The organism is Micromonospora sp. NPDC001898, assembly GCF_042891255.1.
Classification (GTDB): Bacteria; Actinomycetota; Actinomycetes; order Mycobacteriales; family Micromonosporaceae; genus Micromonospora.
This window is the reverse complement of record NZ_JBIATC010000024.1, coordinates 1-24,206: the sequence shown is the minus strand read 5'-3', so window position 1 is coordinate 24,206 and position 24,206 is coordinate 1. Positions and strand designations below refer to the sequence as shown.

Sequence of the window (24,206 nt, the reverse complement as noted above, 5' to 3'; positions counted from 1 at the left end):
CCTCGGCCGGGGCCCGTCGCGTCCGGGCCGCTCACGCCTGCTCCCCGGTGGGCAGCGCCGCCCGCACCCGCCAGCGCCCGTCGGCCGGGCCGGCGGCGAACTCGCCGCCCAGCAGCACCGCGCGCTCGCGCATCCCGATCAGGCCGGCACCCGCCCCGGCCGGCCCTCCGCCGCCTGCTCGGACCGGGTTCGCCACGGTCACCACCACCTCCGCCGGTCGGTACGTCACGATCAGCTCCACCTCGCCCGCGCCGTGCTTCAGCGCGTTGGTCAACGACTCCTGCACGATCCGGTACGCCGCCAGGTCCACCCCCACCGGCAGCGGACGCGGCCCACCGGCCACCTCGGCCCGCACCGTCAGCCCGGCGGCCCGCATCCGGTCCACCAGCAGGTCCAGCTCGTCGAGGCGGACCCGGGTCGCCTCCTCGGCCGGGTCCGCCGCCCCCGGCGTCGGCTCCCGCAGCAGCCCGACGAGCTGGCGCATCTCCGCCATGCCCTGCACGCTGCTCTCCCGGATCACCCGCAGCGCCGAGGTCACCTGCGCCCGGTCCAGCCCTGGCACGGAGAGCGCGGCGGTGGCGTGGATGGCCACCGCGCTCAGGTGGTTGGCCACCACGTCGTGCAGCTCCCGGGCCATCCGGGACCGTTCGGCACGGACCGCCTCCCGCTGGTCCAGCTCGGCGAGCCGGGCGGTCTGCTCGGCCCGGGCCCGCTCGGCCGCGGCCTGGTCCCGGTACTGCCGCACGCTGATCCCCGACAGCACCGGCAGGACCGCGACCAGCACCACCGGCACGACGAGCGCCACCCCACGCCAGTTACCGGCCAGCAGCGGCCCGGCGCCGGCGGCGAGCAGGCTGAGTGCCACGGCGACCCGCAACAGCCACCGCCACAGCCGGGGCGGGCCGTACAGACAGGAGTCGTAGAGCACCTGGGTGTAGATCAGCGCGGTGCCGAGGGTGGTGCCGAGGGCGACGTCGACGACCAGTGCCGCCGTGCCGAGGGCCAGGCCGGTGCGGGTGGCCACCCGGCGCAGGCCGACCGCCACCGACACGGCCAGCAGCGACGGCAGGAAGGCCGCCGTCGGCACGTCGGTGCGCGGGGTGATCGCCAGGTGCGAGCCGAGGCTGAGCAGCGCCAGCCCGCCCGTCAGGGCGGCGCCGGCCAGCACCAGGTCCCGGCCGGGGGTTCCGGAGCCGAGCCAGGGTGGCGGTCGCATGGCCCGATCCCACCACACCCGCCGCCGCGCCGGCTCCGCCCACGGCACGAGGCCGCGGTCCGCCGAAGGAGGTACGGCTCAGCCGTACACCGGGGTCATGACGGCGGCCAGGCGCAGGTGCCCGGGCGTCGCCCTGGCCGCCTGGCGGCTCCTGCGCGCCCGACCGGGTCCATCCTTCGGCGGACCCGGATCTCACCGTCCGCGCCGACGCCGGGGCCTGCGGCGGGCGGCACGCTGGACTCCGACGAACGGGAGGTCGACGTGCTGGTCGCGGTCATCATCGGGTGCGAGATCGGGTTCTGGGTGGTGCTCGCGGCGGGGCTGGTGGCCCGCTACCCGCTGCGTAGACCGGGCCTCGGCGCGGCGCTGCTGGTCTGCGTACCCCTGGTGGACCTGGTGCTGCTCGCGGCGACCGCGCTGGACCTGCGGCGCGGCGCCACCGCGGACGTCACGCACGGCCTGGCCGCCGCCTACCTGGGCTTCTCGGTGGCCTTCGGGCGGTCGATGGTCCGCTGGGCCGACCAGCGCTTCGCCCACCGGTTCGCCGGCGGCCCGCCCCCGGTCCGGCCGCCCCGGCACGGCTGGGCGCGCACCCGGCACGAGTGGCGGGAATGGGGCAAGGGGCTGCTGGGCTGGGCCGTCGCCTGCGCGCTGCTCGGTGCCGCGATCCTCTACGTGGACGACGCCGAACGCACCCGTGAGCTGTGGAACTGGATCCAGAAACTCACCCTCGCCATCGCGATCTGGCTGGTCGCCTTCCCGGTCTGGGAGACGATCTTCCCGCGTCGCCCCAAGCGCTGAGGTGGGGTACGCGCCGCACGACGCGTCGGTCCGCCCCAGTACGGTGACAGGGCGCGCGGGCCACGACCGGCCAGGCGCGACGGCGAGCATGAGGAGACCGGGGATGGCGCACGGGGAGGCCGAGTACGGCTGCGCCCAGGGGGAGACCCGCCGGCCGGGCCACCACGACCCCCAGCCGGCGGCCGAGCACCACCGCCGGCTCACCGGCCCGGTCCACCCCGTCGAGCCGACCTCCGGCCGGGCCGCCGAGCGGGCCGAGGACGACGCGCCGGTGCCCCGCCAGCGCACCCCCGAGCCACTCGCCGACGAGCTGGGCCGCGCGGCGGCCTGCTGCAGCGACCTGCCCGGCTGGGCCGGCGCGCACCGGCACGGCCCGGTCCGCCCCCGGCACCGGGCGGTCCGCCGGGAGCGCCCACCGCGCCGCTGGTGCTGACAGCGGCCTGACGGCCCGCCGCCGGCCCCGCCCCGTGGCGCGGGCCCACCCGGGCCGGCCCCGCGGTGACCGCGCAGCGGCTAGCGTGAACAGGGTGAAGGCGATCGCGATCGACGCGTACGGCCCCGCCGACCGGCTCGCCGTGCGGGAGTTGCCCGACCCGCCGGTCGGGCCGGACACGGTGCTGGTGCGGGTGCGCGCGGCCGGCGTCAACCCGGTCGACGGGAAGATCCGCGAGGGGCACCTCGCTGCGGCCATCCCCGCCCACTTCCCGCTGGTGCCCGGCTGGGATGCGGCCGGCGTCGTGGCCGCGGTGGGCCCGGCGGTGGCCGGGTTCGCCGTGGGCGACGAGGTGATCGGGTACGTCCGCCGCGACGACCTCCAGCACGGCACGTACGCGGAGCTGGTGCCAGCCCCGGAGCGGACGGTGGCGGACAAGCCGGTCCGCGCGTCCTGGGCGGAGGCGGCCGGGTTGCCGCTGGCCGGGCTCACCGCGTACCAGGCGCTCCAGCTCACCCGTACCGGGGCGGGGGACACCGTGCTGGTGCACGGCGCGGCCGGCGGGGTCGGGCACCTCGCCGTCCAGATCGCCCGGGCGCTCGGCGCCGGCAAGGTGATCGGCACGGCCGGCGAGGCCAACCACGACTTCGTCCGGTCGCTCGGAGCGGAGCCGGTCAGTTACGGCGACGGGCTGCTCGACCGGGTCCGCGCGGTCGCGCCCGACGGGGTGGACGTGGCCCTGGACCTGTTCGGTGGGGCGGCGCTGGACGTCTCGGCCGAGTTGCTGACCCGCCCCGCCCGGCTGGTCTCCACCGCCGACCCCGAACACGTCACCCGCCTCGGCGGGAGTTACCTGTTCGTCAGGCCGTCCACGGCGGACCTGAGCGTCCTGGCCGGGCTGGTCGACGCCGGCCGGCTCACCGTGCACGTGGCACGGACGTTCCCGCTGGACCAGGCCGCCGAGGCGCAGCGCCTGGTCGAGCAGGGACACGTCCGGGGCAAGGTGGTCCTGGAGGTCTGACCCGCGACCGCGCGGTCGGGCAGCGCGGTCGGGCAGCGCGGGTCGGCGGGTGCGGCTCAGCGGGTGCGGCGGCGGATCAGCAGCGCGATCCCGGCCAGCCCGAGGGTGATCACCAGCATCACCCCGACGTTGAGCAGCAGCAGCCGCTGCAACTCGCCGAGGGTCTCGTCGAGGTCCCGGCCCGGATTCAGCGACTCGTCCGGGTTCACCCGCTCGCCGCCGCCGACGCCGCCCCCGCCGACCGTGTCGAGCTGCCGCTCCAGCGGCACCCCGGCCGTGCGCAGGCTCTCCGACATGTTCAGCCGGCCGAGGAACCAGCCGGCCTTCGCCTTGGTGGACGGGCCCGGCTGCTTCGCCGGCCGGTACACCCGGGGGCCGCCCTTGGCCAGCGGATACAGGTCGTACGTCTGGGTGGCGATCTCCCCGGCGAACACCACGACCGTGTACTTCGGGCCGAGGTCCTTCGCGGCCGGGCCGGAGGGCGAGCCGGTGCGACCCAGCCAGCTCACCTGGTCGATGACTGCGAGCACCTCGGCGGGGTGGGTGGCGGCCCGCAGCCGCAACGGCTCGGGGAGCCGGTCGCCGGTGATGTCCACGCCGGCCGGCTGCGGTTTCGGGGCGGCCGGCACCGCGACGCGCACCGGGCCGGCGGTCTGCGCCGGACCGCCCGCGTGGGCCGGTCCCGTGAGGACCGCCGCCAGCAGCACCCCTGCGGCCAACGCGATCAGCCGCCTCACCTGTCGGACCATCGCCGCCTCCTCGCCCCGTTTCGATTTGGATGGCTTCACTGCGGGTCACGCGTTGGTCGGTCGACGGCGGTGACCTTGCCCCCAGGGCGGGTGCCCACCTCTAAGACTGTGCGGAACGTCGATCAGTTGCAGCTACTGGATCGGGAATTGGAACTATCTGCGATCCTGGGCCGACTAATCATCAGCCGTTGATTAGCGGGCGGATAGTACCTTTCCGGAGGGGTTCATGGGGGGCACGTTCCCACGTGTGGCGCGTACCTGGGTAGTGGTTGTCGGCGTGGCGCTCGGTGTGTCGCTGGCGCTCCCGGCGGCGCCGGCATCGGCGCACAATTCGCTGACCGGCAGCAACCCGGAGAACGGGGCGCGGGTGGCCGCCGCGCCGGCCCGGATCGAGCTGCGCTTCCTGGCGAAGCCGGACCCGGGTACGACGAAGATCACAGTTACCGGTCCGGACAATGTGGCCGCGCTCGGGGGCGAGCCCACCTTCTCCGGAAGCCGGGTGAGCGTCCCGTTCGCGCCCGGCGCCGCCGGCCTCTACGTCGTCGGGTACCAGGTCGCCTCCGGCGACGGCCACCCGGTCAAGGGCGAGGTGCGGTTCACCCTCACCACCGGCACCCCGGCCCAGCCCCCGTCGTCGCCCCCGACAGTGAGCGCCGCCCCGACGGCCGCGCCGTCGTCGCCGCCTGCCACGACGAGCCCGCCGGCGGCTGCCCCGGCCGCCGCCGAACGCCCGGACGACGACGGCGGCGGTGCGGGCTGGCTGTGGGCGCTCGGCGGGCTCGTCGTCCTCGCGGCCCTCGCCGCCGGCCTCCTGCTGCGCCGCCGCTCGTCCCGTCCCTGAGCCGGCGCGCCCGGGTGCTGACGACGAAGGGGCCTTGTCCCGGCACGCCCAGGGCACTGACGACGAAGGGGCCTTGTCCCGGCAGGCCCGGGGCACTGACGACGAAGGGCCCGCCGGATCACCGGCGGGCCCCTTCACCTGTCAGGTCAGGGCAGGCGGAGACGCGCGGCGCGCAGTCGGGTGAGGGAGCGCTCGCGGCCGAGTACCTCCAGCGACTCGAACAGCGGCAGGCCCACGGTGCGGCCGGTGACCGCGACCCGGACCGGTGCCTGAGCCTTGCCGAGCTTGAGGCCACGCTCCGCGCCGACCGCCTCCAGCGTGGCCTTCAGCGAGTCGGCGTTCCACGACTCCAGCGCCTCGAACGCGACCACCGCCGCGTCCAGCAGTTCGGCCGCACCCCCCTTCATCGCCTTGGCCCAGGCCGCCTCATCGATCAGCGGTAAGGCCAGGAAGAGGAAGTCGACGTTCGGCACGATCTCGCTGAGCACGGCGATCCGGGTCTGGGCCAGGGGGGCGACCGCGGCGAACGCGTCCGCGTCGAACTCCTCCGGCTGCCACGGCGGCGGGGCGATGGTGTCGGTGCCGGTCAGCCACGGCTGGCAGGCCGCGACGAACTCGTCCACCGGCAGCGCCCGGATGTAGTCGCCGTTGAACGCGCGCAGCTTCTTCTCGTCGAAGAACGCGGGGGAGGGGTTGACCTCCTCCAGCCGGAACTCCTCCTCGATCACCGACCAGGGCACGATCTCCCGGTCGCCGGACGGCGCCCAGCCCAGCAGCATCAGGTAGTTGCGCATCGCGTCGGCGAGGTAGCCCTCGTCCCGGAACGCCTCCAGGGCGACCTTGTCCCGCCGCTTGGACAGCTTCTGCCGCTTCTCGTTGACCACCACCGGCACGTGCGCCCAGATCGGCGGGGTGACCCCGAGGGCGTCCCAGAGAAGCTGCTGCTTCGGGGTGTTGGGCAGGTGCTCCTCGGCCCGGATCACGTGGGTGATCCCCATGGTCATGTCGTCGACGACGTTGGCCAGCAGGAACACCGGCGAGCCGTCACCCCGGGCGATGACGAAGTCCTCGATCAGCTTGTTCTCGAAGGTCGGCTCGCCGCGGATCAGGTCGACCACCACGGTCTCGCCGGAGTCGGGGGTCCGGAAGCGCAGCGCCCGCCCCTCGCCCGGTTCCAGCCCCCGGTCGCGGCAGAAGCCGTCGTAGCCCTGGTACTGGGAGCCGGTGCGGGCCTGCACGGCGTCGCGGGTGCAGTCGCAGTAGTACGCCTGGCCGGCCTCGAACAGGCGCTGGGCTGCGGCGCGGTGCTCCCCGGCGTACGACGACTGGAAGTGCGGGCCCTCGTAGCTGCCCCGGGCGATGCCGATCCAGTCCAGCGCCGAGAGGATGCCCTCGGTCCACTCCGGCTTGTTGCGGGCCGCGTCGGTGTCCTCGATGCGGAGCACGAACACCCCGCCCTGCTGCTTGGCGTAGATCCAGTTCTGCAGGGCCGAGCGGGCACCGCCGACGTGGAACATACCGGTCGGGGAAGGGGCGAAGCGTACACGGACCGTCACGTCCCCCAGCCTACGGCCGTCGGCTGCGCCTTCCGCGAGGGGGCCGGGCCACCCCCTCCGGACGGGTCAGGCCACCGAGCGGATCTTGACCACCAGGACGCTGCCGAGCAGGGTGACCGCTGCGGTGGCCGCGTACAGGGTGGGGTAGCCGCCCAGGTGCACCACGAGCGGGGCGGACAGCGCCGGGCCGAGCACCTGCGGCGCGGAGTTGGCGATGTTGATCACCCCGAGGTCCTTGGCCCGGTCGGTGGCCGTCGGCAGCACCTCGGTGATCAGCGCCGCGTCGACGGACAGGTAGACGCCGTAGCCCGCGCCGAGCAGCAGCGCGGCGACCATGGCCATCGACCAGACCGGGGCGACGGCCAGCAGCGTCGCGGCCACCGCCATCACCAGGCCCGAGGCGATCACGAAGACCTTCCGTCGCCCGGACCGGTCGGACAGCCGGCCGGCGACCACGGCGGTGAGGATCATCCCGAGGGTGTAGAGCAGGATCAGGATCAGCAGCCCGCCCTCGGGATCGGGGTGGCGCACCCCGTCGGTGAGGAAGTACAGCAGGTACAGGGTGCCCAGCGCGTTGCCGAGCTGGACCAGGAACCGGGTGATCCAGGCCCAGGCGAAGTCGGGGTGCCGGCGCGGGCTGATCCACATCGAGGCGAGCAGCGTGCGCAGCCGCAGCACCGGGCGGTGCTCCCGGGGCAGCGGGTCGTCGGCGGTGAGCAGCGCGAACGGCAGCGACAGCAGCAGCACGGCCAGCGCGACCGCGGCGTACCCGGCGGCGTTGCCGGTCACCAGGGCGGTCACCAGCACCGCGCCGAGCACCAGGCCGAGTGACTGCGGGATGCCGATCCAGCCGGAGACGCCACCGCGCTGCGCCACCGGCACCCGGTCCGGGATGCCGGCGGTGAGGCTGGCCAGCATCGCGTTGAAGCAGACCTGGGCGGCCACCCAGCCCACCGCCACCCCGGCGATCGTGTTCTGCCGGGCCAGCAGCAGCAGGGCGAGCGCACCGAGGACCGCGCCGCCGGCCGTCCAGACGTGCCGCCGGCCCAGCTCCCGGCCGCCCAGCCGCAGGCAGGTCCGGTCCGACAGCGCCCCGGCGAGCGGGTTGGCCAGCACGGCGGCGAGCGCGCCGAGGCCGGTGACCACGGCGAACATGGCCTCCTTGTCGCCCGGCGCGATCCGCTCGATCTGCTGGGGCAGCAGCACCTGGATGGGGGTGAAGAAGGCCATCCACACCCCGAGGTTCGCCGCGAAGATCAGCGCGATCCAGCCCCGCCGCACCGGCGCGATCGGCTCGGCGAGCGCCGCCGGCAGCGCGGCCGGTGGCGGGTCGACGGTGGTCACGCCCCTACTCCGCGCTCGGTGTCGCGGGGCCCGCCGGCCGGGTGACGGCGTCGCGGAACCAGGCGTACGACGACTTGGGCGTGCGGGCGCCGGTGGCGAAGTCGACGTGCACCAGGCCGAACCGCTTGGTGAAGCCCTCCGCCCACTCCCAGTTGTCCAGCAGCGACCAGACGAAGTACCCGGTCACGTCCACGCCGTCGTCGATCGCCGCCCGGACGGCGCGCAGGTGCCCGTCCAGGTAGGTGATCCGCTCCGGGTCGTGGACCCGGCCGTCGGCGTCCGGCGCGTCGTCGTAGGCGCAGCCGCTCTCGGTGACCTGGACCGGCGGCAGCCGGTCGCCGTACCGGTCGCGCAGGCCGGTGAGCAGCTCGCGCAGCCCGTCGGGCACGACCGGCCAGTCGAACGCGGTGCGCGGGTACCCGGCCAGCTCCACCAGCTCGAACGGCAGCGGCGAGTCCGCGTCGGGGGCCCGCACCCCGGTGGGGTTGTAGTAGTTGACACCGAGCACGTCGATCGGCGCGGCGATCGCCGCGAGGTCGCCGTCGCGGACGGCCCCCGTGTCGGCCCCGGGGACGTCGGGGTAGCCGAGGCCGAGCAGCGGGTCGGTGAACAGCCGGTTGTGCAGCGCGTCGTACGCGTCGGCGGCGGCCCGGTCGGCGTCGGTGTCGCCGGCCACCCGCACGGGCGAGTAGTTGTTGGTGATGGCCACCGGGCTCGTGGTGTGGGCGCGCAGCGCGGCGACGGCCAGGCCGTGCCCGAGGAGCTGGTGGTGGGCCACCGGGAACGCGTCGAACAGCAGCGTCCGGCCGGGGGCGTGCTGGCCGGTGCCGTAGCCGAGGCTCATCTGCACGAACGGCTCGTTGAGGGTGATCCACAGCTTGACCCGGTCGCCGAGCCGGGCGGCCACCAGGTCGGCGTACTCCGCGAACCGGGCGGCGGTGTCCCGGTTCAGCCAGCCGCCCGCGTCCTCCAGCGGCTGCGGCAGGTCCCAGTGGTACAGGGTGGCGACCGGGTCGATGCCGGCGGCGGTCAGGTCGTCGACGAGCCGGTCGTAGAAGTCCAGGCCGGCGGCGTTGGCCGGGCCGGTGCCGCCGGGCTGGACCCGGGGCCAGGCGACCGAGAACCGGTACGCCGACACGCCGAGCCCGGCCATCAGCGCGACGTCCTCGCCGGTCCGGTGCCAGTGGTCGCAGGCGACGTCGCCGGTGCTGCCGTCGGCGACCAGTCCCGGGGTGTGCGCGAAGGTGTCCCAGATGGACGGTCCGCGTCCGGCGGCCGTCGTCGCCCCCTCGATCTGGTAGGCGGCGGTGGCGACGCCCCAGCGGAATCCGGCCGGGAACTCGGGCAGCGGCTCGGTGGTCATGCACCCTCCAGACGAGTCGAGAACCGACGGTGCTCGCGGGTCCGCAGGGACGCCGGGAGCGCGACCCGCGGGACGCCCGCGAAACGCGAAACGTGTTCGGACTCTAGGCCCCCGACCGTCGATCGCGCCATAGGTGGCCGGCGATCGGCGCGCAAGGGTTTTCGGCGTGTCTTTTCCGAAGAAGTCCTAGTAAGTCCGTTTTCATGCATAGAGTGCGGAATATCGCGGATGTCCTCAGTGGGGGAAAGAACGAAAATGATCCTCGTGGAACGCAGTGCGCACGTAGCGGCGCCGGTGGAAGCGGTCTGGGAAGTCGTCCAGCGGGCCGAGCAGTTGCCGGCCTGGCTGGCGGGAGTCCGTGCGGCCGAGGTGCTCTCGGGGGAGGGCTTCGGTCGCCGGCAGTTGGTCCAGGCCGGGCGCGGGTCGGCGCACGAGGCCGAGGTGATCGCCTACCAGGAGCCGAACCTGATCGGCTGGCGGGAGCGCGCCAAGGGCGCCGGGGCCCGGGCCGAGGCCCGGACCGAGATCTACGTCCAGCTCACCGCAGGCGAGGAGGAGGGCGGGACCGTCGTGCGGCTCATCGTCGTACGCTGGCCGGCCGGCCCGGTCAAGGCCGCCCTGCTCCGGCTCGGGTTGCGCCGGGTCGGCGCCGACCTGGAGGACTCGCTGGCCCGGCTCACCGATCTGGCCGCCGTCGGCTGACCGGGCCCGTCCCGGCGTCACCCGCGATGGAGATGGTCCGGCGTCCCCGCCAGGGATGCCGGACCATCACCCTGCCAGGGATGGGGCAGACGAAGGGCCCGGCGCGTTGTTCACCGCGCCGGGCCCCCTGCTCGCCGGCCTAGCTGTCGCCGCCGGTCTCGCCGACCGGCGCCGCGTTGACATCGCCGATCGCGTACTTCTTGGCAGCCTCGGCCGGAACCGTGGCCGGCACCGTGCCGCGCAGCGCGAGCTGCCGCAGCGTCGCGACCGCCACCGACTCGGCGTCGACGTGGAAGTGCCGGCGCAGCGCGTGCCGGGTGTCGGACATGCCGAACCCGTCCGTGCCGAGCGAGGTGTAGTCGCCCGGTACCCAGCGGGCGATCAGGTCCGGCACCGCGCGCATCCAGTCGCTGACCGCGACCTTCGGCCCGTCGGCGTCGGCCAGCTTCTGCTGGATGTACGGCACCCGCTGCTCGGCGCCCGGGTTGAGCAGGTTGTGCTCCTCGCACTGCACCGCGTCGCGGCGCAGCTCGGCCCAGGAGGTCACCGACCACACGTCGGCGGCCACCCCCCAGTCCTGGGCGAGCAACTGCTGGGCCTTGAGCGCCCACTGCATGCCCGTGCCGGAGGCCAGGATATTGGCCTTGGGGCCGTCGATCTGCGGGGCGGGGGAGTAGCGGTAGATGCCCTTGAGCAGGCCCTCCACGTCCACGTCCGCCGGCTCCGCCGGCTGGTGGATCGGCTCGTTGTAGATGGTCAGGTAGTAGAAGATGTTCTCCGGCTGCTCCCCGTACATCCGGTGCAGGCCGTTCTCCATGATGTGCGCCAGCTCGAACGCGAACGCCGCGTCGTAGGCGACCACCGCCGGGTTGGTGGCGGCGAGCAGCAGCGAGTGGCCGTCCTCGTGCTGGAGGCCCTCGCCGTTGAGCGTGGTCCGCCCGGCGGTCGCGCCGAGCACGAAGCCCCGCGCCATCTGGTCGGCCGCCGCCCAGAAGCCGTCGCCGGTGCGCTGGAAGCCGAACATCGAGTAGAAGATGTACAGCGGGATCATCGGCTCGCCGTGGGTGGCGTAGGCGGTGCCGGCGGCGGTGAACGAGGCCACCGAGCCGGCCTCGTTGATCCCCTCGTGCAGGATCTGTCCGGTCGTCGACTCCTTGTACGACAGGAACAGCTCCCGGTCGACCGAGGTGTACCGCTGGCCGTGCGGCGAGTAGATCTTCTGCGTCGGGAAGAGCGAGTCCATGCCGAAGGTGCGGGCCTCGTCCGGGATGATCGGCACCCAGCGCTTGCCGAACTCCTTGTCCTTCATGATGTCCTTGAGCAGGCGGACGAAGGCCATCGTGGTGGCCACCTTCTGCTTGCCGGAGCCGCGCTTGACGTCGGCGAACCGCTCGCTGCCCGGGATCGCCAGCGCCTTGCCGGCGGTCCGCCGCGACGGCAGGTAACCGCCGAGCTGCTGCCGCCGTTCCTTCAGGTACGCGATCTCGTCAGACTTCTCGCCCGGCTGGTAGTACGGCGGGAGGTAGGGGTTCTCCTCCAGCGTCTTGTCCGAGATGTCCAGGTAGAGCCGGTCGCGGAAGAGCTTCAGGTCATCCAGCGTCAGCTTCTTCATCTGGTGGGTGGCGTTGCGGCCCTCGAAGTGCGAGCCGAGCGTCCAGCCCTTGATCGTCTTCGCCAGGATCACCGTCGGCTGGCCGGTGTGCTCCGTCGCCGCCTTGTAGGCCGCGTAGAGCTTGCGATAGTCGTGACCGCCCCGCTTGAGGTTCCAGATCTCGTCGTCGGTGAACCCCTCGACCATCTTGCGGGTCCGCTGGTCACGGCCGAAGAAGTGCTCCCGCACGTACGCCCCGGACTCCGCCTTGTAGGTCTGGTAGTCGCCGTCGGGCGTGGTGTTCATCAGGTTGACCAGCGCGCCGTCGGTGTCGGCGGCGAGCAGCGGATCCCACTCGCGGCCCCAGACGACCTTGATGACGTTCCAGCCGGCGCCCCGGAAGAACGCCTCCAGCTCCTGCATGATCTTGCCGTTGCCCCGGACCGGCCCGTCGAGCCGCTGGAGGTTGCAGTTGATCACGAAGGTGAGGTTGTCCAGCTCCTCGCGGGCGGCCACGCCGATCGCGCCGAGCGACTCCACCTCGTCCATCTCGCCGTCGCCGAGGAACGCCCAGACGTGCTGCTGCGAGGTGTCCTTGATGCCCCGGTGGTGCAGGTACCGGTTGAAGCGGGCCTGGTAGATCGCGTTCAGCGGGCCGAGACCCATGGAGACCGTCGGGAACTCCCAGAAGTCCGGCATCAGCCGCGGGTGCGGGTACGACGGCAGCCCGCCGCCCGGGTGGGACAGCTCCTGGCGGAACCCGTCGAGCTGGTGCTCGCTCAGCCGCCCCTCCAGGTACGCGCGCGCGTACATGCCGGGGGAGGCATGGCCCTGGTAGAAGATGTGGTCGCCACCGCCCGGGTGGTCCTTGCCCCGGAAGAAGTGGTTGAAGCCCACCTCGTAGAGCGACGCCGAGCTGGCGAAGGTGGAGATGTGCCCGCCGACGCCGATCTCGGGGCGCTGCGCGCGGTGTACCAGCATCGCCGCGTTCCACCGGATGTACGCCCGGATCCGCCGTTCGATGTGCTCGTCACCGGGGAACCACGGCTCGTGTTCCGGCGGGATGGTGTTGATGTAGTCGGTGGTGGTCAGCGACGGCACCCCGACCTGACGCTCGCGCGCGCGCTCCAGCAGCCGCAGCATGACGTACCGGGCGCGCTTGGTTCCGCGCTCGTCGATCACTCCGTCGAGCGACTCGATCCATTCGCCGGTCTCTTCGGGGTCGATGTCCGGAAGCTGGCTCGGCAGACCGGCGGTGATCACCGGGCGCTTGCGTTCCGTGGCCACAGGCGTTCCCTCGGTTGTGTGTGGGACAGGTCTCTAGATGCCATCCTGCCTCCTCCCGGCGGTGATCGTCACGTCTGCCTCCCCCAGACGCGACGCTGGACACAGGTACCCGTCGGTAACATTTGGGTCGGGCGCTCCGCCCGAGCTGCCGGCGGAACACTCCAGGCCCGCGCCCCGGATCGCGCCTACCCGGACCGCTCCGTCCGGCACGGCGGGCGGGTTGCCCGCGCCCCCTACCGTCGGGGCATGACGATGCTGCGGGGGTTGGCCGGCGCAGTCGTACTGGTCGGTGGGCTCGTCCTCCTGCTGGCGCTGATCGGGCTCGCCGGTGGGGAACTCGACGCGGCCCGGCCCGGGGTGTTCGGCCTGGCCCTGCTGGCGGCGGGCCTGGTGCTGTTCGAGCGGGCGGGCCGCCGGCGCGGCGGGGACTCCGGCGGCTGGCCGGGCGGCGGCGAGAGCGGGGGCGGCGGAAGTTGGTGACCGCCGTCGCGGCGGCTGCCGGCGGGCACGCCGTGCCTCGGGCAGAATGCGCCGTATGCGCACCGAGGTGATCACCGTCCAGACCGGGGCCCGGCCGACCGTCCGGGACATCACCGCCGAGGCGGAACGGTTCGTCTCGGGCCAGGGCGACGGCCTGCTGCACGTCTTCGTGCCGCACGCCACCGCCGGCCTGGCCGTGATCGAGACCGGCTCGGGCTCCGACGACGACCTGCTGCGGGCGCTGGACGACCTGCTGCCCACCGACGACCGCTGGCGGCACCGGCACGGCTCGCCGGGGCACGGGCGCGACCACGTCCTGCCCGCTTTCGTCCCGCCGTACGCGACCCTGCCGGTGGTCGACGGGCGGCTCGCGCTGGGCACCTGGCAGTCCGTCTGCCTCGTCGACACGAACGGCGACAACCCCACCCGCAAGGTCCGTCTCTCGTTCCTGCCGGGCTGACCCGCGGGCGGGCCCCGCCCGCCCACCAGCACCGACACCGGGCGGGACGGTCCCCCCTCGGCAGGCCGGACGTACGATGAGGCCCATGCCGCAGCCCGTTCCTCCCGGCAGCGGGCCCGACGTGGGTGACCGCTCCGGCCTCGCCGGGGACACCGTGCGCCGGCTCCTGCACGTCGCGGCGGCCGTGCGGCACCATCAGGGCGCCGAGCTGGCCGAGCTGGGGCTCACCCCGGCAGCTGCCCGCGCGCTGCACCAGCTCGACCCGGACCGCCCGCAGCCGGCCCGAGACCTGGCCGAGCAGCTCGGCTGCGACCGGTCGAACGTCACCACCCTGGTCGACAAGCTGGAGCAGGCGGGGCTCGTGGAGCGCCGGGCCGACCCGACGGACCGCCGGCTCAAGACGCTGGCGGTCACCGAGGCGGGCCGGCGGATGCGCGGCCACGTCGGACGGGTGATGTCAGACTCCCGACTGCTCTCCGGGCTCACCGACGCCGAGCTGGCCACCCTGCGCGAGCTGGTGTGGAAGGTCTCCGACGGCGGCTGCCCGCAGCGGTGCGCGGAGGACTGAGCCGCGCCGGGCGAATCGTGTCTGAGTGGGCGAGCGGGCGTCGAGTCGGTAATGCTGTCGGACGTGACCACCCCGCAAGATCTCGACGACCGGTTCCGGGAGGCCCTCGCCGGGCTGGCTGCCGCGCCTCGGCGACGTGACCCGGCCGAGCCCGTCCGCGACGGCACGGCGCTGACCGGGACGCAACTGCTGGACCTCTTCGAGGCCCAGGTCACCAGCCGGCAACTCGACCTCGCCGGGCGGTGGCTGCGCAGCTTCGGCGAGGGTTTCTACACCATCGGTTCGGCCGGCCACGAGGGCAACGCGGCGGTCGCCGCCGCGCTGCGTCCCGGTGACCCCGCTCTGCTGCACTACCGTTCGGGCGCGTTCTACTGCCTCCGGGCCGCCCTGGCCGCCGGCCGGACGGCCTTCCCCGACCCGGCCTTCCCCGACCCGGCCGGAGACGCCGACGAGGGTGGCGCGGACGACCACGCCGGCCCTCGCCGCCCAGACACCGACCCAGGCCTCGACGCCGCTGCCCCAGACCCCGCCGCCGACGCCGCCGACACGGATGCCGCAGACGCCGACGCAGACGCCGACGCCGGGGGCCCCGACGCCGGCGTGGTCAGCCCGGCCGGTCCGACCAGCCCGAACGGCCCGGCCGGCCCGCCGGCCGACGCCGTGACGTGGGGTGACGCCGCCGAGGGGGCCGGCCCGGCCGGGGGGACCGACCCGGAGGACGCGTACGCCGAAGCGGCCCGGGACGTGCTGCGCGGCATGGTCGCCTCCGCCCGGGAGCCGATCGCCGGTGGCCGGCACAAGGTCTTCGGCCGGGCCGACCTCGCCGTCGTCCCGACCACCTCCACCATCGCCTCGCACCTGCCCCGGGCGGTCGGCGCGGGCCTGGCCCTGGAGCGGCTGCGCCGGCGTGACCCGGCCGGGCGGCCGGTTGGGGCGGCCCCGGTCGGCGACGTCGGGCAGCCACCCCGCTCGCCCTGGCCGCCGGACGCCATCGTGGTCTGCTCGTTCGGCGACGCCTCGGTCAACCACGCCAGCGCCACCGCCGCGTTCAACACCGCGGGCTGGTACGACCACACCGGGCTGCGCATCCCGGTGCTCTTCGTCTGCGAGGACAACGGCCTCGGCATCAGCGTCCGCTCGCCCAGGGGCTGGGTGGAGGCGACGCTGCGGGCCAAGCCGGGCATCCGCTACTTCGCCGCCGACGGGACCGACCCGGTGCACGCGTACGAGGCGGCGGTGGAGGCGGCCGGCTGGGTGCGCCGGCACCGGCGGCCGGCCGTGCTGCACCTGTCCACCGTACGGCTGATGGGACACGCCGGGGCCGACGCGGAGGCCGCGTACCGCCGCCCCGGGGACCTGGCCGCGGACCTGGCGCGGGACCCGCTGCTGGCCACCGCGCGGCTGCTGGTCTCCGCCGGCGTGGCTACCGCCGACGAGTTGCTGACCCGCTACGACGAGCGCGGCTGGGAGGTACGCCGGATCGCCGAGGAGGTGCTCGGCGAGCCGAAACTCGCCTCCGCGGCCGAGGTGGTCGCCGAGATCGCGCCCCGGCGGCCAGCCCGGGTGGCCCGCGCGGTGGCCGACGCGGCGATTCGGGCCGCCGGGCCCGGCGCGGTCGCCCGGGCCGAGGCGTTCAGCGGTCGGCTGCCCGAGTCGGCCGGCCCGCTCACCCTGGCCCAGAGCATCAACGCCGCCCTCGCCGACGGCATGCTCGACCACCCCGGGATGGTCGTCTTCGGCGAGGACATCGCCGCCAAGGGCGGGGTGTACGGGGTGACCAAGGGGCTGCGCGACCGGTTCGGCGCGGCCCGGGTCTTCGACACGCTGCTCGACGAGACCTCGATCCTCGGGCTCGGGCTGGGCGCCGGGCTGGCCGGGCTGCTGCCGGTGCCGGAGATCCAGTACCTGGCGTACCTGCACAACGCCGAGGACCAGCTCCGCGGCGAGGCGGCCACCATGCGGTTCTTCTCCTCGGGCGCGTTCCGTAACCCGATGGTGGTCCGGGTGGCCGGGCTGGCGTACCAGGAGGGCTTCGGCGGGCACTTCCACAACGACAACTCCCTCGCCGTGCTCCGCGACGTGCCGGGCCTGGTGATCGCCGTGCCGGCCCGCCCGGACGACGCCGCGCCGATGCTGCGCGCCTGCCTGGCGAGCGCGGCGGTGGACGGCAGCGTGTGCGTCTTCGTCGAGCCGATCGCGCTGTACCACACCCGTGACCTGTACGCCAAGGGCGACGGCGAGTGGCTGGCCGACTATCCGGAGCCGGAGGCGTGGGCGGCCGGACACGCCCCGGTCGGGCGGGCCCGGGTCTACGGCGTGGGCTCGGCCGAGGACGTCACCATCATCACCTTCGGTAACGGCGTGCGGATGTCGTTGCGCGCGGCCGCCGCCCTCGCCGACGAGGGGGTCGGCACCCGGGTGGTGGATCTGCGCTGGATCGCGCCGCTGCCGGTCGCGGACATCGTCCGGGAGGCCTCCGCGACCGGCCGGGTGCTGGTCGTGGACGAGACGCGCCGGTCCGGCGGGGTCGGGGAGGGGGTGCTCGCGGCGCTGGTGGACGGGGGGTACGTCGGAGCGGCGCTGCGGGTGGCGGCAATTGACTCGTTTGTACCATTAGGTCCGGCAGCGCGTCAGGTACTGGTGTCCGAGGAGGCCATCACCCAGGGTGCCCGTACGCTGCTGGCACGGTAAATTCCGATCCACCCGGTGCGCCACTTGCGCGGGGAGCCACGAGTGTGTGGACTCTGCCTGACGGCATCGCAACGATGCCGCGAGCAGGGACGAGATGAGGAGGCACGCGACAGTGAGCGCGACCGCTGGTCAGGCCGCCGACGGGGTACGCAGCCTGGCGGACCGGTTCGGGATCGAGCCGGGGATGGTCGTCATGGAGATGGGGTACGACGAAGACGTCGACCAGGATCTCCGAGACGCCCTGACCGACCGCTGTGGAGAGTTGGTCGACGAGGACACCGATGAGGTGGTCGACGCGGTGCTGGTGTGGTACCGCGACAGTGACGGTGATCTCTTCGAGCTCCTCGTTGACGCCCTCGGCCCGCTGGCCGACAACGGCGTCGTGTGGCTGCTGACGCCCAAGGCTGGACGGGAGGGTCACGTCGAGCCGAGCGAGGTCGCGGAGTCCGCGCCCACCGCTGGCCTCCAGCAGACCTCCACGGTCAACGCCGGCCGGGACTGGAGCGGTGCACGCCTGGTGCTGCGCCGTGGTGCGAAGGCCAAGAAGTAGCAGCGGGCCCCGCCCGGGGCAAGACCGGGCAGCAGCCCTCCGCCACCACACCCGGCGGCCCCGGCCGCCGGGTGTGGTGGCAGGCTGGTATGACCCTGACTCGACCTGAGGAGCTTGCATGCCGATCGAGGTTGGCGCAGACGCGCCGGACTTCGTGCTCAAGGACCAGAACAACCAGGAGGTCCGGCTGTCGGACTTCCGTGGCAGCCGCACCGTGCTGCTGGTCTTCTACCCGCTCGCCTTCACCGGCATCTGCCAGGGCGAGCTCTGCGAGGTGCGGGACAACCTCAACGAGTACGTCAACGACGACGTGCAGGTGCTCACCGTCAGCGTGGACTCGGTCTACAGCCACAAGATCTGGGCCGACAAGGAGGGCTACCAGTTCCCGCTGCTGGCCGACTTCTGGCCGCACGGCGCGGTGGCCCAGGCGTACGGCGTGTTCAACGACGTCGCCGGGATCGCCAACCGGGGCACCTTCGTGATCGACAAGGCCGGCGTCGTCCGGTTCGCCGAGATGAACATGCCGGGCGAGGCGCGTGACCAGCAGGGCTGGCGCAAGGCCCTCGCCGAGGCCGTCGCCGCCTGATCCCACCCCAGGCACACCGGCGCGTCGGGCCGGGGCCGGCAGGGTAGGCTTGCCGGACTCCGGCCCGCCACGCGGGCGTTCGGGGCGCGTAGCTCAGTGGGAGAGCACTCGCCTTACAAGCGAGGGGTCGCAGGTTCGAAACCTGCCGCGCCCACACTCACTCTGACCAGCACGACAGCGGGCCGCCGGTCATCCGGCGGCCCGCTGTCGTCTCAGTTCGGCCTGTTCCAGAGCAGCCCGGCGACCTGCTCGGCGATGCCGGCGGTGATTTCCGGGGCCAGGTGCTTCCGTGTGTAAGTAACTCGCCCAAAATTCGTAAGTCACCCTGCCCCTCGACGAATCTGTTGCTAATAACTGTGGTCCCTTGCAGGCAAGAAGCGTCCTGGTGTCATCGATTGTCGTCGCCTGCCGTCCCGTGGGATGAATTCCTGCTTACTCCGCAATCGGGGTTGCATCCTTGGTGCGGCGTGGCATGCGGTGAAGCCCCGAACCGTCAGATTTTCCGGCAGGCCGAGGCTTCACGGTTCATCTACGTAGGTACGCGATTGTCGGTCGACGCCGTTATTGCGTTCTGCGAACTGAAACTCGCGCTAAAACTGTCCAGTAATCGTCAGCGAACTCGGGCCCAGACCGGAAAGGTATTGCAGTAACCCGACCCCGATCCGGCGCCCTGTGAACCGAGGGTTCCCCAACTGTCGGTAAAGGTGCTCCAGTTCGAGTACGTGCCGGTGTTAAGGTAGTAATCCCCAATGTAGGCTTCATGCCTGCCATTGTTCGCCCATTCGATCGCCCATACATACGGGTTTCCGTTGACGCCACAGAGTCCGATGGTGTCCGTGAACCAGACTTTGAGCGTGATGCTGTCTCCATTGTAGAGTCTATAAATCGTGTTATTATTCCGATCGAGTACCTGAACACCCCCTGCGGGAGCGTTCTTAATAGTGGTGCAAGCGTAAGTGTGGATGTCGTTGAATGGACTGCAGTGCCAGAGGCCCGCGGCAGCAGCCTCGACAATGCTGGCTGGCCGTGCGAGGTCAGGCTTTGCGCTGAGGTTGGACTGCGTGGGGGCAGGCTTCGCGACAGTGGCGGCCTGCGCGACAGTGGCGGGTGCGGCTCCTACCGCCATCACCAGCAGCGTCGTCAGCGCGGCACGTAAAACGTATGGCTTCATAATGCTCCGATCCGATAGGTTCGCGGTTCCGCGCCGGATGTGCGCATCGACAGCATACAATACGTGTGCAGTTGTGTGGTCCCGCTCGCTGGGTGGCCACCGCCACGTACATCAACGGACGCTGCCGAACCTTGGAGAGGCTTCATGCCGAGGTGGAGCGAGGCATGCTGGCTGGGCGGTGGACCCTGATCATCCGTTCGGAACGAACAGATCGGCCTGCTCCAGTCGGCTCCTGCGTCCGGCTCGTCTCAGTCGTCGTCTCGTTCAGCCTCGTTCGCGGAGTGCCGGCCAGGTCCGATCGGGCGGCGCGTTGCTGCTCATGACCCTGGCGGACTTTGCCGTACGGGGCTTCTGAGAACTTACAAGCGAGGGGTCGCAGGTTCGAACCTGCCGCGCCCACAAAATCACCTTCACCTGCGGAAACACAGGCAGAGGGTCGCAACTCGAAAGAGCTTAATCGGTCGGACAGGACTCGCTTACATAGTTCACCGATCATCGAAACAACGCCTCCCGACTCCTTCCCGAGAAGCCCTCGGAGCGCGGAAACGGCCCACCGCAACCGCCACCGCAGCCAGCACCACCGAACCGGGCCGCACCGCCGCTCCGACCCCCCGAATCGGCAGCAGACGAACGGGCGGCGAAGAAGGCCGACGAGAAGCGGGCAGCCGAAGCATCCGCCCTGGATGCGGTACGGGAATCCATGCGGGGCGCGATCGTCGAGGCGGGGCACGCCCGATGCAGGCCGGTGGAGATAGCCAAACTCACCGGGTACGGGTCGGCGATGGTGCGGCAGATCCTCCGGGCGGCCGGGGTAGAACCGTTCGAGCGGGAGTCGCCTACCTGACACCGCGCCAAGCCGATCGGCTACTACAGCCGGTAGCCGCCACCGACCACACTCCACCGGGTGACCTACCAACCACCACCAAACGACCACACCGCGTGGCAAGGGCAGCCGCCACCCACACAGCAGTTCGCTTACCCCCCGCCGCCCGCAGCACCGCCCCGGCGGAAGTTGGGCACCGGCGCCATCATCGGCATCGTCGCCGGGGCGCTCGTCCTCGCCTGCTGTGGCATCACCGGGATCGCTGCGATCTTCGGCGATGAAACCCAGCCGGAGGCGAAGTCCTCCCCGGCTACGGCGGCGGTCGCCGAGCGTGTCCCGCCGCCTGTGGAGCCGACCCCGGAGCCGACGACAGCCGCGCCCACCACACCGGCCCCGGCTACGACGACGGCACCCGCACCGACCGCACCAGCCGCGCCGCCCGCACCAGCGAAGCTGGTCATGCCGAACGTGAAGGGCATGAACGCCGCCGTCGCCGACGACAAGCTCCGCAAGCTCGGCTTCACGAACATCCAGTACGGCAGCCAAGATGAGAACGACACGCTGGTGTTGATGCTGGCCAACTGGACGGTGACGAAGCAGTCGGCGAAGGCTGGCAGCAAGATGTTGCCAGACGATCTGATCGTGGTGACCTGCACCAAGGAGGGCTGACGGCGCGGGACCCACCCACCCAACAACCCGCCCGACCCCGGGCCGCCGCCGTCAGGGAAGCCCGGCGTAACCGCTCTCGCAGGTCTGATCGCAGCCGGACTGCTCGCCTTCCTCGGCGGCAACGTCCTCGGCGTGGGCGGCGACAGCAACCTGCCGCAGGCCGTGCCGCGGGTGCCAGCGTCAACCCACCCCAGTATCACCGCCCTGCCGGCAAGCGCCAAGCCCACCACCGTCGCGCCGACACTGCCACCCACCACGAAGCCAGCCTGAAGCTCGCCGACGTCGCCGACGGCGTCTGTCCCGGGCCACCAGTTCCGAGTCTGTGGAGCTGCGGGAGTTGCGTCGCAGGAACAAGGTGTTGGAGCAGGAGAACGAGATCCTGCGTCGGGCAGAGGAGGCGGGCGGGTTTGGGCGGTCTGGTGGCGCTGCGGGTTCGGCTGTGGTGGTTGATGTCCGCCCGGCCGCGCGGGCTTCACCCAAGTTCCGGAGGTCTGGGACCTTTGGTCCCTGGACATGAGCCCTGCAGGGCAACGATCTCTGCCCTGCAGGATGCGCACGGTTCGCTTGCGCCCGACTGCGCCCGACGGGTTTGCTCTTCCAATGGGTAGCGCACGCGAGCGTCGCGAAACAGCGCGCGCGGCGGATACGTTGCCTCAGCGAACCGCCGCAGCGCCATCGACCCTGCTCGGACTGCAGCGTCTCGCGGGGAATCGTGCCGTCGATGCTCTGCTGACGGGCGCGATAAAGGCACCGGGCACCGGGTTTGTGGTGCAGCGCAGGGAGGAGAACAACGCCCCGCTCGCGGAGGTCCAGGGTCTGCCGATGTACGACCTGTTGCCTCGATTGGCCAAGCTCACAGAGAAGGTTCTCAGTGATGAGGAGGCCGGCGGGTTGGTCGGCGGACCCAGGCTCGTGCTCGCCATGCAGACCGTGCGCGCCAAGATGCAGCGGGATCTGGAATTTCTTCTCAGAGAGAAGAAGCGGGTCGAGACACTTCCCCGGGATCAAATCGCGGACATTGTCAACTTTCTGTGGGGACCGAACGTCGGCACGAGTGCCGCGCTCGTGAACACGGATTTGGAGATGGATCCGATAATCGCGCCACCCGCCAGTGTCCGACTCCCGGGCGAGGCGGCGCGCGCCGGCGACGGCGGCATCACCGTGGACGACGAGTCCGGCCCGCAAGGCATCAGCGATTTCGAAGAAGACCTGCCCGAGAATCGTAGCCGCATCAGCGGCGTTGTGCTGGACCCTGAAACAAAAGAAATCATCGGGTACCGGACTTTTCATGCCGACGGAATCTCTCGACTCGTCGATCGCGAGGGAAATTTTGTCGTGGATGCCGGGGCTGCGGTCGGCGTCGAATCCGAAGGGCTCGGTCCCCTGGACTACGTTCCGACACCGTCCGGCGTCGGCAAGGGCGCCGCTGGCGTCGGCGCGAAACTGCTTGTCAAAGGCGCACTGAAGAAGGGAGCGGCCTCTGGCGGCAAGGTGACGCTAGGCGCCATACTGAAAATGAAGAACGTCGCCAGGGCTGTCGCCAGGAAAGCGATTTCGCCCAACGCGGAAGGAAAGGGTTTCATTCAGGCGATACGATCCGGACAGCGAGTCAGCCGCACATTGTCCGTCGAGGCGGCCGAGTCCCTCGCGAAGAAATTCGACAAGGGCATGCCGATCATCGCAGCCGAAATGAACAAGCGCGGCATCATCGGGCCATTCGAGTCTTTCTCGGTATTCACCAGAGGCCACGGCGGCGCGTACCAGGCCCACCACATCATTGAACAGTCCGTTCTCAAGCATCTTGGGCACGACGTCCAAAAGGCCCCGTCGATCATTCTGACAGCAGGTCAGCATTCGCCGATTTCTACCGCGCTGGCTAGGAAGATCCCTAAGGACGAATTGGAGCACATGACCAAGAAGGAGATTCTCGATTTATACCGGACGGTCTACAATGGCATGCCGGAGTGGATCGCCGAAGTGGAGCGGTATCTCAAATAGGACACGCCTAGCTCAATGCCAGTAGCCTAAGTTGATCATGCCACGATCCGAGCAGCCGCCACTGGGTACATCACAATCCCACGTCATAGTTACGCGGGGCGACCGGCGGGACGGCAAACCGCAGTGCAGCGTGGTCACTCGCGGCCTCGGCGAGCCTGCTTGACCTCCCCCGGCAACAAAAAAGATCAGGTTCAGTGAGAAGAAGACACCCTGCCGCTTCTCACCGAATTTGATCCGTTGCTGGTCGGCGGGCCGCCCCGGATCACCTTCGTTGAGAACTCACACATCGCACCTCCAACACCCGCCCCACCTCAACCCGCCGCACGTCCTCGTTCGCCCCGTAGCAGATGGTCGGCGCCCATCCCTCCCCCTGCCTGGCAGCTCAGCGGCCGACACGTCATCCAACACGTTCCGCAGTTCGTCGACCGCCCGCTGGTCCTGCTCGGCAGCCCCGTTCCACTGACCGTCCAGCCCTCGTAAACCGCCGTGAGGGGTGCCGCATCGAATGCGGCCGAGGGCGCCACACCCGATCCGAAGCCGTCCACCCAGGGAGCGCTGACCATGGACTTCGAGCTATTTCAAGCGCTCGGCTGCCCCGACTGCCCCGGATCCGGCAAAACCAGCACCGGATCGAAGTGCCCCACCTGCGGCGAGACCGGAATCCCCACCTGCCCCGTCCACACGGTCGTCATCGTCGGCTGCCCGCACCCCAACCCCGCCGACCACCGACCGTGCCGCCAGTGACTTTCGCGGTGTCGCCGACCCGAAGGGTCAGTGACCATGCCGAAGCCCCACCCGGCCGCCCTCATGCCCGTCGGAACTGTCATCGAGTACGCCGACGAGTGGGTGGCCGAACTCGCCGCACATGGCGCGCATATCAAGGAGACCAGCTGTGGCCGACCGTGTGGACCCCGCAGACCTGGAAGAAAAGGGCCCTGACCATCGAGATTGAGGTGGAAGCCAACGGCGAATGGACGTTTACCGTTGGCAGCGTCGCCCAGTTGGCGACCAAAGCGGCCAGCGGGAAGCATCCGGCCGCGGCGATGACGTGATCGTGGTCGGCGGTACGGCCACTACCGCCCGCATTACCCACCGCAAGGGCGGCGGCAGCTTCACCGTCCACGCCCACAACCTGGAGAGTGGGGAGGGCGGGCTGCTGGTCAACGAGATCGGCGGCTACGCCGGTACCCGCCGGCTGGAAGCACCCACACTGAGCCCTTTTCATCGTGGGTTTCGGCTGGTGTGGATGTGATGTAGGACGAGGATGGCCTGGACGATCGCGGTGGCGCGTCGAGGGCAGCAGCGG

The 24,206-nt window shown here is 71.5% G+C and carries 21 protein-coding genes and 1 tRNA gene; 15 read left to right on the top strand and 7 right to left on the bottom strand.

Annotated elements, in window-relative coordinates:
* Positions 1–31 precede the first annotated feature (31 nt).
* Positions 32–1,216: a sensor histidine kinase gene (locus tag ACFYZF_RS28060; protein ID WP_387025766.1), complete on the bottom strand. Its 1,185-nt coding sequence runs from the start codon at positions 1,214–1,216 to the stop codon at positions 32–34.
* Between the two features lie 261 nt (positions 1,217–1,477).
* Between ACFYZF_RS28060 and ACFYZF_RS28055 the strand changes: the two genes are divergently transcribed.
* The 3 genes from ACFYZF_RS28055 (at position 1,478) to ACFYZF_RS28045 (ending at position 3,471) form a co-directional block, all read left to right on the top strand.
* On the top strand, positions 1,478–2,017 hold the full coding sequence (locus ACFYZF_RS28055) for a hypothetical protein (RefSeq protein WP_387025764.1): 540 nt from the start codon (positions 1,478–1,480) through the stop codon (positions 2,015–2,017).
* Between the two features lie 103 nt (positions 2,018–2,120).
* Positions 2,121–2,450 (top strand): hypothetical protein, encoded by a 330-nt coding sequence (locus ACFYZF_RS28050; protein ID WP_387025763.1) that lies wholly within the window; start codon positions 2,121–2,123, stop codon positions 2,448–2,450.
* Positions 2,451–2,544: 94 nt separating this feature from the next.
* On the top strand, positions 2,545–3,471 hold the full coding sequence (locus tag ACFYZF_RS28045) for an NADP-dependent oxidoreductase (RefSeq protein WP_387025761.1): 927 nt from the start codon (positions 2,545–2,547) through the stop codon (positions 3,469–3,471).
* Positions 3,472–3,527: 56 nt separating this feature from the next.
* Here ACFYZF_RS28045 and ACFYZF_RS28040 read toward each other — a convergent pair whose 3' ends face one another.
* Positions 3,528–4,220, bottom strand: coding sequence for a hypothetical protein (locus tag ACFYZF_RS28040; RefSeq protein WP_387025760.1), 693 nt, complete (start codon positions 4,218–4,220; stop codon positions 3,528–3,530).
* A gap of 277 nt (positions 4,221–4,497) precedes the next feature.
* Here ACFYZF_RS28040 and ACFYZF_RS28035 point away from each other — a divergent pair, with 277 nt between their 5' ends.
* A complete protein-coding gene (locus ACFYZF_RS28035; RefSeq protein ID WP_387025758.1) occupies positions 4,498–5,061 on the top strand; it encodes a copper resistance CopC family protein in 564 nt (187 codons plus the stop codon).
* Between the two features lie 146 nt (positions 5,062–5,207).
* Here the strand turns inward: ACFYZF_RS28035 and gltX are convergent, their stop codons facing one another.
* From gltX to ACFYZF_RS28020, 3 genes are all read right to left on the bottom strand, one after another.
* A complete protein-coding gene (gene gltX / locus ACFYZF_RS28030; protein WP_387025756.1) occupies positions 5,208–6,617 on the bottom strand; it encodes a glutamate--tRNA ligase in 1,410 nt (469 codons plus the stop codon).
* A gap of 66 nt (positions 6,618–6,683) precedes the next feature.
* Positions 6,684–7,961, bottom strand: a complete 1,278-nt coding sequence (locus tag ACFYZF_RS28025) for an MFS transporter (protein ID WP_387025754.1) — start codon at positions 7,959–7,961, stop codon at positions 6,684–6,686.
* A 4-nt stretch (positions 7,962–7,965) separates the two neighbouring features.
* Complete coding sequence (locus ACFYZF_RS28020) at positions 7,966–9,324, bottom strand: GH1 family beta-glucosidase (protein WP_387025752.1); 1,359 nt, start codon at positions 9,322–9,324, stop codon at positions 7,966–7,968.
* Positions 9,325–9,579: 255 nt separating this feature from the next.
* Here ACFYZF_RS28020 and ACFYZF_RS28015 point away from each other — a divergent pair, with 255 nt between their 5' ends.
* Positions 9,580–10,026 carry an SRPBCC family protein gene (locus tag ACFYZF_RS28015; RefSeq protein WP_387025751.1) on the top strand — a complete coding sequence of 149 codons (447 nt, stop codon included), beginning with the start codon at positions 9,580–9,582 and terminating at the stop codon, positions 10,024–10,026.
* Between the two features lie 139 nt (positions 10,027–10,165).
* On the opposite strand, the gene aceE is transcribed toward ACFYZF_RS28015, so the two are convergent.
* Entirely contained in the window at positions 10,166–12,904 is a 2,739-nt protein-coding gene (aceE, locus tag ACFYZF_RS28010; RefSeq protein ID WP_387025749.1) for a pyruvate dehydrogenase (acetyl-transferring), homodimeric type, read from the bottom strand.
* 246 nt (positions 12,905–13,150) lie between these two features.
* Here aceE and ACFYZF_RS28005 point away from each other — a divergent pair, with 246 nt between their 5' ends.
* The 7 genes from ACFYZF_RS28005 (at position 13,151) to ACFYZF_RS27975 (ending at position 18,393) form a co-directional block, all read left to right on the top strand.
* A complete protein-coding gene (locus ACFYZF_RS28005) occupies positions 13,151–13,384 on the top strand; it encodes a hypothetical protein (RefSeq protein ID WP_387025748.1) in 234 nt (77 codons plus the stop codon).
* 55 nt (positions 13,385–13,439) lie between these two features.
* The gene (locus tag ACFYZF_RS28000) at positions 13,440–13,844 is read left to right on the top strand and encodes a secondary thiamine-phosphate synthase enzyme YjbQ (protein ID WP_387025746.1); all 405 of its coding nucleotides are present in this window, start codon (positions 13,440–13,442) and stop codon (positions 13,842–13,844) included.
* An 85-nt stretch (positions 13,845–13,929) separates the two neighbouring features.
* Positions 13,930–14,412: a MarR family winged helix-turn-helix transcriptional regulator gene (locus ACFYZF_RS27995; RefSeq protein ID WP_387025745.1), complete on the top strand. Its 483-nt coding sequence runs from the start codon at positions 13,930–13,932 to the stop codon at positions 14,410–14,412.
* A 186-nt stretch (positions 14,413–14,598) separates the two neighbouring features.
* Complete coding sequence (locus ACFYZF_RS27990) at positions 14,599–17,103, top strand: transketolase C-terminal domain-containing protein (protein WP_387025821.1); 2,505 nt, start codon at positions 14,599–14,601, stop codon at positions 17,101–17,103.
* Between the two features lie 112 nt (positions 17,104–17,215).
* Positions 17,216–17,653, top strand: coding sequence for a DUF3052 domain-containing protein (locus ACFYZF_RS27985; protein ID WP_387025743.1), 438 nt, complete (start codon positions 17,216–17,218; stop codon positions 17,651–17,653).
* A 118-nt stretch (positions 17,654–17,771) separates the two neighbouring features.
* A complete protein-coding gene (locus ACFYZF_RS27980) occupies positions 17,772–18,239 on the top strand; it encodes a peroxiredoxin (protein WP_387025741.1) in 468 nt (155 codons plus the stop codon).
* Positions 18,240–18,321: 82 nt separating this feature from the next.
* Positions 18,322–18,393: transfer RNA gene (locus ACFYZF_RS27975), tRNA-Val, on the top strand.
* A gap of 456 nt (positions 18,394–18,849) precedes the next feature.
* On the opposite strand, the gene ACFYZF_RS27970 is transcribed toward ACFYZF_RS27975, so the two are convergent.
* Complete coding sequence (locus tag ACFYZF_RS27970) at positions 18,850–19,410, bottom strand: hypothetical protein (RefSeq protein ID WP_387025739.1); 561 nt, start codon at positions 19,408–19,410, stop codon at positions 18,850–18,852.
* Between the two features lie 904 nt (positions 19,411–20,314).
* Between ACFYZF_RS27970 and ACFYZF_RS27965 the strand changes: the two genes are divergently transcribed.
* From ACFYZF_RS27965 to ACFYZF_RS27955, 3 genes are all read left to right on the top strand, one after another.
* Entirely contained in the window at positions 20,315–20,902 is a 588-nt protein-coding gene (locus tag ACFYZF_RS27965; RefSeq protein WP_387025737.1) for a PASTA domain-containing protein, read from the top strand.
* 600 nt (positions 20,903–21,502) lie between these two features.
* Entirely contained in the window at positions 21,503–22,900 is a 1,398-nt protein-coding gene (locus ACFYZF_RS27960; protein ID WP_387025735.1) for a hypothetical protein, read from the top strand.
* A gap of 970 nt (positions 22,901–23,870) precedes the next feature.
* A complete protein-coding gene (locus ACFYZF_RS27955) occupies positions 23,871–24,152 on the top strand; it encodes a hypothetical protein (protein ID WP_387025733.1) in 282 nt (93 codons plus the stop codon).
* The last annotated feature ends 54 nt before the right edge of the window (positions 24,153–24,206 follow it).